Annotated in this window: 11 protein-coding genes; 6 read left to right on the forward strand and 5 right to left on the reverse strand. The window is 74.9% G+C overall.

Going from position 1 to position 15,192, the window contains the following annotated elements; genetic code table 11:
- Positions 1-179: 179 nt before the first annotated feature.
- A complete protein-coding gene (locus HUT16_RS39400; RefSeq protein WP_176190949.1) occupies positions 180-3,569 on the forward strand; it encodes an NACHT domain-containing NTPase in 3,390 nt (1,129 codons plus the stop codon).
- A 45-nt stretch (positions 3,570-3,614) separates the two neighbouring features.
- On the opposite strand, the gene HUT16_RS28740 is transcribed toward HUT16_RS39400, so the two are convergent.
- The 3 genes from HUT16_RS28740 to HUT16_RS28750 form a co-directional block, all read right to left on the reverse strand.
- Complete coding sequence (locus HUT16_RS28740) at positions 3,615-4,145, reverse strand: NUDIX hydrolase (protein WP_176190950.1); 531 nt, start codon at positions 4,143-4,145, stop codon at positions 3,615-3,617.
- A gap of 42 nt (positions 4,146-4,187) precedes the next feature.
- Entirely contained in the window at positions 4,188-4,874 is a 687-nt protein-coding gene (locus HUT16_RS28745; RefSeq protein WP_176190951.1) for a hypothetical protein, read from the reverse strand.
- A gap of 176 nt (positions 4,875-5,050) precedes the next feature.
- Complete coding sequence (locus tag HUT16_RS28750) at positions 5,051-5,656, reverse strand: TetR/AcrR family transcriptional regulator (RefSeq protein ID WP_176190952.1); 606 nt, start codon at positions 5,654-5,656, stop codon at positions 5,051-5,053.
- 49 nt (positions 5,657-5,705) lie between these two features.
- On the opposite strand from HUT16_RS28750, the gene HUT16_RS28755 reads away from it, so the two are divergent.
- The gene (locus HUT16_RS28755; RefSeq protein WP_176190953.1) at positions 5,706-6,584 is read left to right on the forward strand and encodes an alpha/beta fold hydrolase; all 879 of its coding nucleotides are present in this window, start codon (positions 5,706-5,708) and stop codon (positions 6,582-6,584) included.
- Between the two features lie 7 nt (positions 6,585-6,591).
- On the opposite strand, the gene HUT16_RS28760 is transcribed toward HUT16_RS28755, so the two are convergent.
- Complete coding sequence (locus HUT16_RS28760) at positions 6,592-7,266, reverse strand: hypothetical protein (RefSeq protein ID WP_176190954.1); 675 nt, start codon at positions 7,264-7,266, stop codon at positions 6,592-6,594.
- A gap of 299 nt (positions 7,267-7,565) precedes the next feature.
- Here HUT16_RS28760 and HUT16_RS28765 point away from each other — a divergent pair, with 299 nt between their 5' ends.
- The 4 genes from HUT16_RS28765 (at position 7,566) to HUT16_RS28780 (ending at position 13,530) form a co-directional block, all read left to right on the forward strand.
- On the forward strand, positions 7,566-8,567 hold the full coding sequence (locus HUT16_RS28765; RefSeq protein ID WP_176190955.1) for a hypothetical protein: 1,002 nt from the start codon (positions 7,566-7,568) through the stop codon (positions 8,565-8,567).
- Positions 8,568-8,705: 138 nt separating this feature from the next.
- Positions 8,706-10,592: an HSP90 family protein gene (locus HUT16_RS28770; protein WP_176190956.1), complete on the forward strand. Its 1,887-nt coding sequence runs from the start codon at positions 8,706-8,708 to the stop codon at positions 10,590-10,592.
- A complete protein-coding gene (locus HUT16_RS28775; RefSeq protein WP_176190957.1) occupies positions 10,592-11,791 on the forward strand; it encodes a hypothetical protein in 1,200 nt (399 codons plus the stop codon). Before HUT16_RS28770 ends, HUT16_RS28775 begins: the two co-directional genes overlap by 1 nt.
- Positions 11,788-13,530, forward strand: a complete 1,743-nt coding sequence (locus HUT16_RS28780; RefSeq protein WP_176190958.1) for a tetratricopeptide repeat protein — start codon at positions 11,788-11,790, stop codon at positions 13,528-13,530. Before HUT16_RS28775 ends, HUT16_RS28780 begins: the two co-directional genes overlap by 4 nt.
- Positions 13,531-13,600: 70 nt before the next feature.
- On the opposite strand, the gene HUT16_RS28785 is transcribed toward HUT16_RS28780, so the two are convergent.
- On the reverse strand, positions 13,601-15,175 hold the full coding sequence (locus HUT16_RS28785) for an adenosine deaminase (RefSeq protein ID WP_176190959.1): 1,575 nt from the start codon (positions 15,173-15,175) through the stop codon (positions 13,601-13,603).
- Positions 15,176-15,192: the final 17 nt, after the last annotated feature.

Genomic DNA, 15,192 nt, shown 5'->3' on the forward strand with positions numbered 1-15,192 from the left:
CGGACGGACTGCCTACGAGGAGCACCCTCGACCCCCGCCGCCGCCCGCGGGGCGGACCGGGCGGAACCGGAACGAGCACCCGAACTCCGCTGCCACCGCCGTACGATGGGCCCGCCGACGCGGAACGTCCCGGAACGTTCCGGAACGGCGGGCGGCGACCGGGGCGGTACGGGGGCATGGTGGCGGAGCAGGCACGGCAGCGGTACGTCGACGCGCTGGACGAGGTCCACCGGGCGGCCGGCCGCCCGAGCTACGAGCGGCTGGCCAGGGCGAGCGCCGACGCCGATTTGCCGATCAGCAGGAGCACCGCGTACCGCTTGCTGAACGGCGACTTCCAGCGGACGCCGGACTGGAACACCGTTCGGACGCTGCTGGACGCCTGCCGCGACTGCGCCCCCGCCACCCGTTCGGTGCCGACCGCGCTGCTCGACCCGAAGCTGTGGCACCGCCGCCACCTCGAACTGGAGACCGCGCTCGGCGCGGCCGAACAGCCCGCCCTCGCACCGCAGGCCGCCGCCGCACCGCAGGCCGCCGCCGCACCGCAGCCCGCCGCCGCACCGCAGGCCGCTGCCCTCCGGGCGTACGCCCGCCGGGTGGCCGAGACGTACGGCCGCCTCGACCTGGAGGTGCTCACCCCCGACCACGACCAGGGCGAGCAGCCCGTCGTCGAGCTGCGCGAGGTCTTCGTCCCGCCGTCGGTCCGGGCCGACCCGCCGCAGGTGGAGCTGTCCCGGGAGCTGCGGCAGCGGCTGCTGGAGGGCGGCGAACTGTCGGCCGAGCAGCTGCCGCCACTGCCGCCCGGCCTCGACCCGGAGCGGCTGGCGGAGATCCGGGACGCCTACCAGCAGCGGCCCGGCGAACCCGTCCTGGCCGTCCTGGCCCGCGACGACGCCCGCCGGGCCGTCCTGCTCGGCGACCCGGGCGCCGGGAAGTCGACCCTCGCGCACTTCCTCGCCCTCGCCCTCACCGGGGCCGAACTCGACGGCGCGGAGCCGCTCGCCGCGCTCGACGGCCACACCCCGCTGGTCGTCGAACTGCGGACGTACGCCCAGGAGGAGTGGCAGCGGTCGACCTTCGAGGACTTCCTCGCCCACCTGGCCCGCACCGAGGGCCTGGCCCCGCCCCCGGACGTCCTGCTGCCGATCCTGGAAGGCGGCCGCGCGCTGGTGGTCTTCGACGGCCTCGACGAACTCTTCGACCCCGAGGTCCGGGCCGCCACCGCCCGCCGGATCGCCGCCTTCGCCGCCCGCTACCCGGACTGCCGGATCCTGGTCACCTCCCGCACCGTCGGCTACCACCGCGCGGTGCTCGACGCCGCCGGGTTCGCCCACCACATGCTCCAGGACCTCGACGACCAGCAGATCGCCGCCTTCGCCCACCGCTGGTACGCCACCTCCTGCCCCGGCCGCCCCGCCGACGCCGCCACCCTGGTCACCCGTCTCGGCGACGCCCTCGCCCGCTCGCGCCAGGTCCGCGAACTCGCCGGGAACCCGCTGCTGCTCACCATCCTCGCCATCCTCGGCCGCCGCCAGACCCTCCCGCGCGACCGCCACGGCGTCTACCGCCACGCCGTCACGGTGCTCGTCGCCCGCTGGGACCGCGACGCCAAGCACCTCACCGCCCACCTCCCGCCCGCCGTCGCCGACACCCTCGACGTCCTCGGCCAGGAAGAACGCCTCGAACTCCTCCGCCTGCTCGCCCGCCGCATGCAGGAGGGCCGCGACGGCATCTCCGGCAACCACGTGGACGAGCGAGCCATCGAGGAACTCTTCCGCGAATACCTGCAGTTGTGCGACATCGCCCCCGACCGCGCCCGCCCCGCCGCCCGCGCCATGGTCTGCCAACTCCGCGAACGCAACTTCATCCTGGCCCGCTACGGCGGCGGCGTGTACGGCTTCGTCCACCGCACCTTCCTGGAGTACCTGGCCGCCGACGACCTCGTCTACCGCTACGAGCACGAACGCGAGTGGACGCCGCAGCAGTTGGTCGACGAGGTGCTCATCCCGCGCGCCGAGGACCCGAGTTGGCACGAGGTCCTGCTACTGGTCGCCGGCCAGCTCCGCGAACGCGACACCGGCGCCCTGGTCGACGGCCTGCTCCGACTGCACCGGGAGCGACACGACCGCTACGAGGCGGGCAAGTTGGCGCTGGCGCTGCGGGTGCTCGCCGAGGTGAAGAAGATCGCCGTCCTGGCGGACCGGAGCAACCGGGCCATCGATGCGGTCACCAGGCAGCTCGACCAGGAGGAGGGCCAGAGCTACGGAACTCTGAGTTCGGCCCTGGAGGGTTTCGGTCCGCAGTGGATCGGACGGCGACGCTACCTCCAGTGGTACGCCCTCTGGGGGGACGCGAGAGGAGACGGCGCCGGTGCTGGACCGGCAAGCGCGCTCCTGGACGACCCCGACGCCCTCCTCCGCCTGATCGACGGGTCGTTCGGGTCGACAGCCTACGCGGTAGTAGGCAGGGTGCTGCGTTCGGGAGACATCGCGCCCGGCGTCCTCGAGGTGGTGATCGACTATGCGGCGGATCACCCAGACCTCGTGGCACGCTACTTGCTGTGCACGGTGCTCGCCGGAGCAGAGCTCGACGACAGCGATATGACCACTGTGGAGGCGTTCTTTCGGCGCCAGGCGATTGATGATCCGGACTCGTTTGTTCGCGCACTGGCCGCCGAGCGACTCGGAAAGGGCCGGGCAGCTTTCATGCAGCCGTCGGCAACCAGCAGTGTGCCGGGGCGGTCGGTGGATTCGGCGCAGGCGGAGGCAGCGGTGGGGGAGGCCGTTCTGGCTTGGCGGCGAGGTGACCGGATGCCGTTGCGCAACGGCATGAACTGGTTGATCAACGGTCGGGTCGTTACTCGAATGCCGTCGTGGCAGCGGCGCCATGTACGCAGTTGGCTGGACCGGCACCCGGAGGAGCGCGCCGCGCTCGTGGACACCTTCGGGTCGGCCGCGTCGGCCGAGGACCGGTTGTTGGCCTTCTCCCTCATCCACGTCGGCACGGACCGGGCCGATCCGGACCTCCTCACCCTCCTGCTCGACCGCGCCCGCACGGAACCCGACAACATGCTCCGCAGCGAGGTGCTCGACGTCCTCGGCGACCGGCCGGACGACGCCCGGGTGGCGGACCTCATGCACACGGCGCTCCGGCACGATCCGGCGCCCGCCGTCCGGCGGACCGCCCTGGACTGGTTCCTCCGGCGCGAGCCGGACGGGACCGACCTGCCCGGGCTGCTGCTGGAGCGGGCCGCCGACGACCCCGCGCCGGAGGTCCGGCGCCACGCGCGGCGGGCGCTCGGCCAGTGGTGGTTCGAGGACCCCCGCTGCGTGGCGCTGTTCCGTACGCCCTGGGCCGGTGGCGACAGCCCGGACGACCGCTGGGTCCGTTTCCAGGGTCGCGCCGCCACCGGCGCGACGACCGGGGAGCTGGAGGGCCTGCTGGCGGCGGAGCCCGACGAGAGGACGCGCGCCCTGATGCAGCGGACCCTGACCCTCCTCGCCCCGCCCCGCCCGGTGACCCGGCTCGCGCTGCTCCGCCGTCTCGCCACCGACATCCGCCGTCTCACGTAACGGAGTTGACGCCCTACGCCCTGCGACTCAACCGCCTCGGGGGGGTCAGCTGCCGACCTGGTCGTCGTCATCGTCGACCTCACCGAGGTCCAGCGGGGCCGGGCCGGGGCCGTCGCGGAGCAGGGCGGGGAGCAGGACGGCCAGGTCGCGGGGGCGGACGGTCTGGTCGGTGGTGGCCAACTCCTGGACGCTCCACCAGTGGTGGCCGAACCTGGCCTCGCCGGGGTCGACCCGGACGGCGGCGGTCTCGGCGGCGGTCAGGCGCAGCAGGCGGTACTCCTCCCACTGGCGGAAGGGGCGGCCGTCGAAGGTGAAGTCGGCGGTGCGGGTCATGACCACCGGGCCGAGGCGTTCGGCGGGCAGGTCGAGCCCGGTCTCCTCGCGCAGCTCCCGGACGGCGGCGGTCAGCGCGTCCTCGCCCTCCTCGGTGCCGCCGCCGACGGTGAACCACCAGCGACCGCCCGCCGGCCGCGGGTCGCGGGAGCAGAGCAGCAGCAGGCGGCCCCGGTCGTCGAGCAGCAGGATGCGCGAGGTGTTCCGCAGCGTGCGTGAAGTGCCTTCGGGCCGAGGCGTCATGGCCCCGACCCTAGCGCTCCGCCCCCGGCCCGGGCGGGGGTGTCAGTCGGTGGGCTCCCAGGTCTCGTGCATCCCGGTGACGGCACCGCTGCTGTCGGTGTCGTAGACGAACAGGAACCCGCACTCGAGGCCGGCCGGCCGGCTGTCCGGTTCGGCGGTGTCGAAGCAGGGCTGGCGGACCTTCGCGAACTCCTCGAAGGAGAACGACTTCGCCTGGTAGCGCGGGTAGACGCTGGTGTTGCCGGTCGGCTTCACCAGGAGGGTGACGGTGAAGCCGGAGGCGAGCTTGAAGGTGGTGGGCGTGACGCCGGTGTCGTCCAGCTCCCGACCGTACTTGCTGCACGTGGTCTTCTCCTGGCGGCCCTTGAGCTGCCCGCCGGAGATGCTCTCCACCAGCATGACCTTGTGCTGCTTGTAGAACGAGACGCAGGTCGCCGGGTCCAGGCTGCCGGCCTCGAAGGCGGCCTCGTCCTTGGAGTCGACGGCCGTCCCCCCGGCGGGCGCGGCGGCGGACTTGGACGCGCCGGCTCCGGCGGACTTGGAGGCGGCGGCGGACTTGGACGCGGCACCGGTCGGGGCGGTGGAGCCCGCGGTGGAGCCGGTGGTGGCGGCGGCGGTCGGCGCGGCGGCGGTCGAGCCGGAGTCCGCGCCGTCCTCCGGGTCGCAGCCGGTGGCGGCCAGTGCGAAGGTCAGCAGGGCCGCGGCGGCGGCGAGTTGACGGATGCGCATGCTGAAGGAATCCCCCCATGAGACAGCTGTTGCAGCAGTGACGGTTGGAGAACATACCAACCCGCCTGCCGGGCCGGGGAACCGGTGCCCGGCCCCGGGCCGTCCGCCGGTCAGGCCCAGGCCGGGCCCAAGTCAGGGGCAGGCCGACGCCGGAGCGGGCTCAGGCCGGGCCCAGGTCAGGCGGCGCCGAACAGCTCGTCCAGGTGCCGGGTCAGGACGGTGAGCGCCTGCTCGCCGGTGCGCTGGCCGCCCAGGACGCTCTGGCCGAGGCCGTTGACCATGGCGGCCAGACCGGCGGCGGTGATCTCCGGATCGCGGGAGGCGGCGACCTCCCCGGCGGCCTGGGCGGTCCGCACCTGCCCGGCCAGGAAGCCCTCCAGCAGGTCGGCCTGCCCGGTGCCGTGCCTGGCCAGCAGTTCGGGGTCGTTGAGCACCAGGGTGTAGTACGCGGCGTAGGTGCGGGTGATGCGCCGGCTCTCGGCGTCCGTGGGCAGGATGCAGGACAGCACGGCGGTGACCAGCGCGCGCGGGGTGGGCGGGCTGCCGGCGGCGGTGATCCAGCGGGCCATCCGGTCCTGGAGCTGGGCGCCGAGCCGGGCCAGCGCGTCCAGCAGCAGGCCCTCCTTGGAGTGGAAGTAGTACTGGACCAGGCGCAGCGAGACGCCCGCCTCGGTGGCGACGGCGCGCATGCTGGCGGACTGCAGCCCCTGGGTGTCGGCGATCCGCAGCAGCGCCTCGGCGATCTGCCGACGGCGCTCCTCGTGCTCGACCTTGCTGTTCATGATCCGGCCTCCCTGGTACACCCGTATCATGCCGTGATACACATGTACCATGCGAATCAGCGAGTTCAGGAACCCCCGCGCCGCCGACCGCTTCCGGGCTGCCTACGGCCACGCCCTGGCCGCCCTGTGGCCCGCCCCGCCCGTTCCGTGCGACGTTCCCACCGCCTACGGCACCACCCGGGTCCTGCGGGTCGGCCCCGACGGCGCCGCCGCGGCGGATGCCGGGCGGCCGATCGTGCTGCTGCCCGGAGCCGGTGGCAACGCCCTGATGTGGCACCACCAGATCGCCGAACTCGCCCGCCGGAGAACGGTGTTCGCGGTCGACCCGGTCGGCGAGCCCGGTGCCAGTGTGCAGCGCGCCCCGATCGCCGACGGCCGCGACGCCGCCCGCTGGCTGGAGGAACTGCTCGCCGGACTCGACCTCGCTGACGTGCACCTGGTCGGCTGCTCCTACGGCGGCTGGGTCGCCCTCCAGCACCGGCTGCACCACCCCGGCCGGGCCGGCGCGCTCACCCTGCTCGACCCGGCCGGGTTCAACGGCTTCGGCTTCCGCTTCTACGCCTGGCTGATCGCCGGCGGCCTGGCCGCCTGCGCACCCCGGCCGCTGCGTCCCGCGCTGGCCCGCGCGGTCGGCAACCGGGCCGTACTGGAAGGGGAGTTGGCGAAACTGGGCCGCGCCGCGGCGGGCTTCCGGCGCGCCCTGCCCGTGCCGCCCGTCCTCACCGACGGGGAGCTGCGCCGGATCGGCGGCTCCTCCGCGCTGTTCCTGCTCGGCGCCCGCAGCGCGCTGCACGACTCACGGGCCGTCGCCGAACGGATCGCCCGCGTCCTGCCGGACGCCCGGGTCGAGGTCGTCCCGGACGCCGGGCACTCACTGCCGATCGACCGGCCGCAGCTGGTCGCCGAACGCATCCTCGAACTGGCCTGACGAAGCCTCAGAAACCTTCGTGCGTACGGGAGTTCTCCTCGTCCAGGGAGAGCCGGTAGGAGGCGAACAGCAGCACCGCGCAGGCCGGGTCGATCAGCAGGGACAGCATCGAGCCCGGCAGCAGCACGGACAGCGCCGCCTGGCCCAGCACCACCAGCCCGACCCGCAGCACGGAACTCCGGCTGCCGCGCAGCAGCCGCCAGGAGCGGCCGAGGCCGCGACCCTCCAGCAGGACGGCCATCGGCAGCAGCGCGAAGACCGCCGCCAGGCACAGGCCGAGCGGGAACAGCACCGGCGCCAGCGACCGCATCAGCGAGTCGTCGTCCGAGAGCAGCGTCGACGCCAACCAGGCCAGCCCGTACGGGTTCACCGCGGTGGTCAGCAGGGCCAGCCGCAGGACGGGGGAGCCCGCCGTCCGCAGCGCCCGCACCAGGTCGCGCTCGCCGTCCAGCAGCCGCAGCCGGGCCGACCAGCGCCAGGCCCCGAGCACCGCACCGACCGCGAACAGCAGCACCGCCGTGGCCGACCGCACCGCCCCGGCCCCGGACACGACGGTGCTCAGCACGGCCAGCACGACCAGGTGCAGCAACTCCACCACGAGCAACTGCCACCAGCAGCCGACCGCCCGCTCCTTGGCGACCGCCCACCACACCGAACCCCGACCCGCCGCGTCCTCGATCACGCCCCGACCGTACCGGACGTCCCCCCACCGCCGAACCCCGCGTCCACCGCCGATCCCCGCGTCCACCGGCACCGCCGGGCGAACCGGGAACCGCCCCGGAGGGAAGGCCGAGCCGTACCGCGGCACGACCGTGCGCACCGCGCGGAGGCGGGTCGGTGGGGTGCCCGCCCCCGCCGCCGTTCCCGGGCGGAAAACACTTCGCACACCTGTCCCACGGACGTGATAGGAATCTCCGTCCGGGGACCGCCGCGCACGCGGGGCCCCGTGGGAACGCGAAGCACTTCGGAGGGAACCCGGGAATGGGACTGTTCGCTCGGCTGCTCGGCCGTCGCGACACCGGCGAGGACGGCCCGGCGGCCGCGGACGCGCCGCCGCAGGGGCGCCCCGCCATCGACCCGGCGTTCGGCGACGCCGACCTGGCCAGGCTGCGGGCCTTCGTCGGCGTCGGTTCCTGGCCCGCCGCCCGGGCGATCCTCGACGCCGCCGCCGACCAGGACGACCTGACGCTGATGGTGGAGGCCGTCGCCGACGTCACCGGCGCCGAGGTGCTGCTCGGCAAGCTGCTCGCCGCCGCCCCGGACGACCCGCTGCTGCAACTCGTCCAGGGTGCCCGGCACGTCGCCTGGGCCTGGGAGGCGCGCACCGCGGGCCGGGCCAGGAACGTCACCGAGGAGCAGTGGAAGCTCTTCCAGGAGCGGCTGGAGAGCGCCGAGGAGCACCTCTACCGGGCCGCCGAACTCGACCCGGAGCTGCTCGGCCCCTGGTACTTCCTGCAGCGCAGCGGCCGCGGCGCCTCGATCGACCGGGAGGCCGCCCGCCACCGCTTCGAGGCCGCGCTGCGCCGCAGCCCCGGCCACCTCGACTCGCACCGCCAGCGCCTGCAGCAGCTGTGCGAGAAGTGGCAGGGCTCGCACGAGCAGATGCACGCCTTCGCCCGCGCCTCGATGCTCGCCGCCCCCGGGGGCAGCCCGCTCGGCGAACTCGTCGCCTCCGCGCACATCGAGCACTGGCTCTCGCTGCCCCCCGGCGAGGACGCCGCCTACATGGACCAGGAGCACGTCCGGGCGCAGCTGCACGAGGCCGCCGACCGCTCGGTGCGGCACCCCGACTACGTCCGCGGCCGGGACTGGCCGATCGCCCACAACGTGTTCGCGATGGCGTTCGTGCTCGCCGAGCAGCCCGCCGCCGCCCACCTGCTGTTCGCCGAGCTCGGCGACCGCGCCGCCGACCTGCCGTGGGGCTACTGGGGCGACGCGGCCGAGGTGTACCAGCGCACCCGCCGGCAGTGCGCCGGGCACTGATCCGGCCCCACCCGCTCTCCGGCCCGCTCTCCGGCCCGCCCGGCCCACCCGCCCTCCGGCCCGCCCGGCCCGGCCGGACCCACTGGACCGGCCCACCCCCCCAGACCTCCGCCCGCACCAGCCGAAGGACCAGCCCAGGTGACCCCGAACGACCCCAGCGCGCACACCTTCCAGGTGGACCTGCGCGGCCTGGTCGACCTGCTCTCCCACCACCTGTACTCCAGCCCCCGCGTCTACCTGCGCGAACTGCTGCAGAACGCGGTCGACGCGATCACCGCCCGGCAGGCCCTCGACCCGGCCGCGCCCGCCGCGATCACCGTCACCACCGGCGACGCCTTCTCGGTCTCCGACACCGGCGTCGGCCTCACCGAGGCCGACGTGCACACCTTCCTCGCCACCATCGGCCGCAGCTCCAAGCGGACCGCCGACGGCGACCTGGACGCCGGGCAACTCGCCGACGCCCGCAGCGAGTTCATCGGCCAGTTCGGCATCGGCCTGCTCGCCTGCTTCGTCGTCGCCGACGAGATCACCGTCACCACCCGCTCCGCCCGCACCCCCGACGCGCCGGTGGTCGAGTGGCGCGGCCGCTCCGACGGCCGCTACACCATCACCACCCTGCCCGCCGACGCCCGCCCCGAGCCCGGCACCACCGTCACCCTCACCCCGCGCGCCGACACCGAGGAGTGGACCGCCCCGCGCCGCGTCCTCGAACTGGCCCGCCACTACGGCAGCCTGCTGCGCCACCCGGTCACCGTCGTCGACGGCGCCGGGCACGCCACCCGGATCAACGAGACCCCCGCGCCCTGGGCCCGCCGCCACGCCAACCCCGCCGCCCGCCGCGAGGCGCTCACCGCGCACTGCCGCGACACCTTCGGCTTCACCCCGCTCGACACCATCGACCTCGACCTGCCGCTGGTCGGCCTCGGCGGCGTCGCCTACGTGCTCCCCGAGGCCGTCCCGCCCTCCCGCCGGGCCGGGCACCGCGTCCACCTCAAGGGCATGCTGCTCTCCGACCAGGCCGACGAACTGCTCCCCGAGTGGGCGTTCTTCGTGCGCTGCGTGGTCGACGCCGAACGGCTGCGCCCCACCGCCTCCCGCGAGGCGCTGTACGCGGACGAGACGCTCGCCGCCGTCCGCGACGCGCTCGGCCTGCGCATCCGCGACTGGCTGACCGACCTCTCCGCCAGCGACCCGGGCCTGCTGCACCGCTTCCTGTCCGTGCACCACCTGGCGGTCAAGTCGCTGGCCCGGCACGACGACCAGCTGCTGCGGATGCTGTTGCCCTGGCTGCCGTTCGAGACCACCGACGGCAACGTCACGCTGGACGAGTTCGTCCGCGCCCACCCGGTCGTCCTGGTCACCCGCACCGTCGAGGAGTTCCGCCAGGTCGCCCCGATCGCCGGCGCGGCCGGCCTCGGCGTCGTCAACGGCGGCTACACCTACGACCGGGACCTGGTCCACCGGCTGCCCGAGATCCGCACCGGCACCACCGTCGCCGACCTCGACCCGGCCACCGTCACCGCGCACCTGGACAACGTCGACCCGGCCACCGAGCTGGCCGCCGCCGCGTTCCTCGCCACCGCCCGCGAGGTGCTCGGCCGCTTCGACTGCGACGTCGCGCTGCGCACCTTCCACCCCGGCAGCGCCCCCGCCCTGCTGCTCGACGACCGGGAGGCCCGGCACGAGCGCACCCGCACCCGGCTCGCCGACCAGGCCGACGGCCTGTGGGCCGACATCCTCGGCTCGCTCGGCAGCTCCGCGCCCCGCGCCCAGCTCGTCCTCAACCACCTCAACCCGCTGGTGCGCCGGGCCGCCGCCATCCGGCACCCCGAACTCGCCACCACCACCGTCGAAGCGCTCTACGGCCAGGCCCTGCTGCTCACCCGGCGCCCGCTCAAGGCCAGCGAGTCCGCCCTGCTGAACCGCTCCTTCCTCGCCCTGCTCGACCACGCCATGCTCGGCCACGAGCCCGCCGCCGCCGACGCCGACCGGACCGGCCCGACCACGCCGCACCAGGAGCCGTGATGCTCGACACCCCCGACGCCGTCCGGGCCGCCCTGCGCGCCAACGACGAACTGCCGCACGGCCGGCCGCGCACCGTCACCGCCGAGGAACTCGTCGACGCCGCCGAGCAGTTCGACGAACCCGAGCTGCTCGTCTCCGCCCTGCTGGAACTCACCGAGGCGTACGAGTACGACGCCGAGCAGCGCAAGCTGCCGGTGGTCTTCGCCCGGATCGCCAAGCTCCGCAAGGACCACCCCGACAGCTTCGGCGACTGGGAGAACCACGCCACCGACTGGCGCTACAAGTGGGTCGCCGCCGCCCTGCTGAGCGTCCCCGACGTGCCGCTGGAGGCGGTCCGCCGCTGGCACGGCGAACTGCGCTCGCACTACCTCGCCCGGGGCCACGACCTCCAGCCCCACCACGCCCGGCAGTACCACCTCGCCGCGCACACCGGCGAGGGCGTCCAGGACGCCTTCGAGCGCTGGGCGACCCGCTGGCGCTCCCGCTACAGCGACTGCCACGCCTGCGAACTGCGCCACCAGGCCCAGCACTTCGTCACCCTCGGCGACGACGAACGGGCCCTGGAGATCTGGCGGCCGGTGTTCTCCGGCGAACGCTCCTGCTCCGAGGAGCCGCACGTCAGCCGGGCCCTCGCGCTGCTGCCGCTGCTGCGCACCGGCCGCACCGAGGAGGCCCGCTCCGCGCACCTGACCGGCTACCGCTGGGCCCGCGGCCGCTCCGGCGCCGCCCGGGCGATCGGCCTGCACCTGGAGTTCTGCGCGCTCACCCGCAACGAACCGCGCGGCCTGGAGATCCTCGCCGAGAACCGGGACCTGTTCGACCGGCACGGCAACCCGCTGTCCCGGCTGCACTTCCTCACCGGCGCCCAACTCCTGCTGTCCCGGCTGGTCGAGGACGGCCACGGCGACGTGCCGGTGGCCGGGCCGCCCGGCGCGCACCGCACCGCCGCCGCCCTGCACGCCGAACTGCGCACCGAGGGCGACGCGTTGGCCGCCCGCTTCGACGCGCGCAACGGCACCGCCGCGGTCGGCGATGCCCGCCGCGCCCGGCTGGCCCGCACCCGCTGGTCGCCGAGCCGCTGCCGCTCGGCCTGCGCGCCGCCGCCCCCGCCGCGGCCCCGCCGCCCGCCCCGGCCGTCGCCGACACCCCGCAGGAGCCCGCCGACCTGGCCGAACTCGTCGCCAAGGCCCGCGAGTTGAGCCTCACCAGCCACCCCGAAGCGATCGTCCACTGGAACCGGATCGGCGCCCTGGTCGAGGCCCCCGACCACCGGTACCCCGAGGACGCCGAGCGCAGCGGCCTCGGCCCGCGGGCCCAGCTCCTGGCCGAACTCGCCCTGGAGCGCGCCTTCGAGGAGCAGCTCTCCGACCAGGAGGCCGCCGCCCGGTACGCCGAGGCCGCCGACCTGTTCGAGCAGGCCGGGCTGACCGCCCGCGCCCTGGCCTGCCGGGCCCGGCAGGTCGGCCCCGGCCACGACCGGCCCGGCGACCTCGACGCGATCCGCGACGTCCGCGCCCGGCTGGAGGAACTGGCCGCCGCCGACGCCCCGTTCGGCGGCCGCGAACTGGTCGCCGTCCTGCAACTGCAGGCCAACACCGAACTGCGCGCCGTCTTCGAGTCCGCCGCGGCGGCGGGCGGCCTCGACGGCCCCGGCCCCGACCCGCAGGCGCTCGCCGAGGCCGAGGCCACCCTCGACCTGCTGTACGCCGAGGCCGGCCGGCAGGGCCTCCCGCACCGCCAGGCCAACGCCCGGCTGCTCGGCGCCCGGGCCCGCTTCCTGCTCGGCCGCCACCAGGAGGACGGCGCCGCCTTCGCCGACGCCGACCGGATGGCCGACGAGGCCGAGCAGCTGATCGAGCAGGCCGCCGCCCCCTGGCGGCTCGCCCACGCCCACGGCCACCGCGGCGAACTCGCCCTGTACCGGGGCGACCTGGAGACCGCCGAGGACTACTTCCAGCGGGCCGCCCGGACGGCCGCCCGGTACGGCGACCGCTCCGCCGCCACCGCCCGGGTGCACGACGGCCTCGGCCGCACCCGCCTCGCCCTGGACCGCCCCGCCGAGGCCGCCGGGGCGTTCACCGAGTCCGCCGCCCGCTACGACCGCCTCGGCGACGCCGACTCCGCGGCCTCCGCCCGGATCATGCTCGGCCAGGCCCTGTGCGCCGCCGACCGCCCCGACGACGGCGTGGCCGTCCTGGAGTCCGTGCTGCTGGAGCCCGCGTTCGCCGGGCTCGACGTCCGCGAACAGGCCCAGGCCCGGCTCACTCTGGCCCGCGGCCTGCGCGAGGCCGGTGAACCCCGGGCCGCCGCCGAGGAGTACCTGCTGCTCGCCGACCGGGTCGCCGGGTTCGAGGACCGGCACATCCACACCATGGTCGCCGCCGAGGCCGCCGCGACCCTCGCCGCCGCCGAGCAGTGGGCCGCCGCCGACCTCGCCCGGCAGCGCGCCCTCGACAGCCACCGCACCGCCCCGCACCCCGACTCGGTGTTCGACATGCTGCTGCGCCAGGCCCGCCACACCGCGGACCGGCACGGCCCCGACCACCCCGACGCCGGGGAACAGGCCCTGGCCCGGCTGGAGGAGGCCGCCGAGGTGGCCCGCACCGCCGCCCGCGAGGAGCAGCACTTCCACTTCGGCTGCCCCGACGGCACCCTGCACGACACCCGGGCCCGCACCCTGAGCGCGCTGCGCCGGGACGAGGAGGCGCTCGCCGAGATGGAGCTCGCCATCGCCGCGTTCGCCGCCCAGGGCGCCGACGCGTACCACGGCCGGGCCGAGTCGATCCGGGTCGCCGCCGTCCTGGAGGCCAACCGGCTGGACCGGCCGGACGCCGCCCTGGCCCGCCTGGACGCCGCCATCGCGGCGCTCACCACCGCCGGCGCCCCCGACGCCGCCGAACCGCTGGCCGAGCTCCGCTCCCACCTCACCCGCCGCTGAGACCCGCCGCTGAGACCCGTCACTGAGACCCGCCACTGGGGCAGGACCACGCGTGGTCCTGCCCCGCGGGCTACTTCAGGTGCAGCACCGAGGCTTCGAAGGTGCGGAACGCGCCCTCCTGCTTCCACTCCAGCGCCGCCTTCGGGCTGGCCGCCAGCAGCGCCGCGCACTTCGGCAGCGGGTTCTCCGACCCGACCGGCCGGCCCTGGCACTCCGGCACCGGCTTGAAGCCGTTCCGGTCCCGCCACAGGCTGCGGCCCGCCACGAAGCCGTACTCCAGCGAGTTGCGCGCCAGGTCCTTCAGGTCGGTGTAGCTCAGGCCGTACGTCCGGGCCGCCCGCACGTACTCGTGGGTGATGTCGATCCGCTCCACGCCCGGGTCGTCGGTGGCCAGCGCGGTCGGCACCCCGTACTTGCGGTACAGCGGGAACGGGTGCTCCCGCCCCTCGACCTGGAGGATCTGCGCGTTCGAGGTCAGCGGCACCTCGACCAGCACCTTGCGTTCGGCCAGGGTGCGCAGCAGCTCGGCCGAGTCGTCCTCGTGGGTGACGTCCACGCCGTGGCCGATCCGCTCGGCCCGGCCGGTCAGCACGGCCTGCCGGATGTGGAAGGTCAGGTCCTCCGGCTTGACCAGCCCGGGCACCAACTCGCCCGCGTGCAGGCTGACGTGGGCCTTCGGGTAGAGCGGGCGCAGGTACTCCAGCATCCGCATCTGCAGTCGGTAGTTGTCCAGCGAGGCCTGGTAGTCCTCCGGCTGCACCAGGTTCACCGCGACGAACCGGTCGTCCTGGGAGGCGAGTTCCAGGCCGATCAGCAGTTGCGCGAACACCCGGGCCGGGGTGGACGCCCGGGACGCCTGGGACTGGATCCGCACCGTCACCGAACAGCCCGGCCGGGCCTGCGCGGTGCCGCAGTGCTCGGTGGCCTGGTACTCGGCCATCGCGGTGTCCAGGTCGGCGCGGGCCGAGTCCACCAGGGCCTGCATCTGGCCGTCGGCCAGCAGCTTCTGCCGCAGCGCCGCGAAGTCCTCCTCGAAGCCGACCTTGGCGGCCAGCGCCGCGACCCCGCCGGAGGCCGGCGTCAGCATGGTCTCCAGGTAGCTCTGGTGCTGGGCGGCCATGGTGTCGGTGACCTCGGCGATCATCGTGCCGGGGTGGCGCCAGCTGGCCTCGCCGAACTTGCCGAAGGTGGCGAAGAAGTGGTCGTGGCCGGACTCCGCGCCCGGCGTGAAGTCCTGCATCGACCAGGCCCGGATCACCCGGGTGCGGAACTCGCCCTCGGCCAGCGCGTCCGCGGCGGGCCGCTTGGTGCCCTGGCAGGGGCCGGTCGACGAGTCGAGGGTGACCGAGTCGATGCACAGGTCGTCCTGCGCGGCCAGCCGGATCAGCAGTTCGGTGGTGACCGCGCCGGAGAGGTGGTTGTGCAGGTCACCGCCCTTGGGCATCGCCCGCAGGAAGGCGTCCAACCGCGCCGGGTCGTGCCGGATTCCGTCCAGCAGGCCGTTGACGGCCGCCTCGGTGGGACGGGAACCCGCCCGGTCGGCGGCCGGGGCGGCCTGGGCAGTGGGGGCGAGCGGCAGCAGCAGGGCCGCGCAGGCGACCAGGGCTGCCGAGGAGGTACGGCGTAGCGACATCATGATCGCCATGCTGACGGCCCGTCAGC

Source organism: Kitasatospora sp. NA04385 (assembly GCF_013364235.1).
In the GTDB taxonomy this organism is placed as follows: Bacteria; Actinomycetota; Actinomycetes; order Streptomycetales; family Streptomycetaceae; genus Kitasatospora.

Coding starts and splice junctions, on each gene's coding strand:
- HUT16_RS28740 (WP_176190950.1), bottom strand. CDS start 4,145: ATGACGCCTCGGCCCGAAGGCACTTCACGCACGCTGCGGAACACCTCG.
- HUT16_RS28745 (WP_176190951.1), bottom strand. CDS start 4,874: ATGCGCATCCGTCAACTCGCCGCCGCCGCGGCCCTGCTGACCTTCGCA.
- HUT16_RS28750 (WP_176190952.1), bottom strand. CDS start 5,656: ATGAACAGCAAGGTCGAGCACGAGGAGCGCCGTCGGCAGATCGCCGAG.
- HUT16_RS28755 (WP_176190953.1), top strand. CDS start 5,706: ATGCGAATCAGCGAGTTCAGGAACCCCCGCGCCGCCGACCGCTTCCGG.
- HUT16_RS28765 (WP_176190955.1), top strand. CDS start 7,566: ATGGGACTGTTCGCTCGGCTGCTCGGCCGTCGCGACACCGGCGAGGAC.
- HUT16_RS28775 (WP_176190957.1), top strand. CDS start 10,592: ATGCTCGACACCCCCGACGCCGTCCGGGCCGCCCTGCGCGCCAACGAC.
- HUT16_RS28785 (WP_176190959.1), bottom strand. CDS start 15,175: ATGGCGATCATGATGTCGCTACGCCGTACCTCCTCGGCAGCCCTGGTC.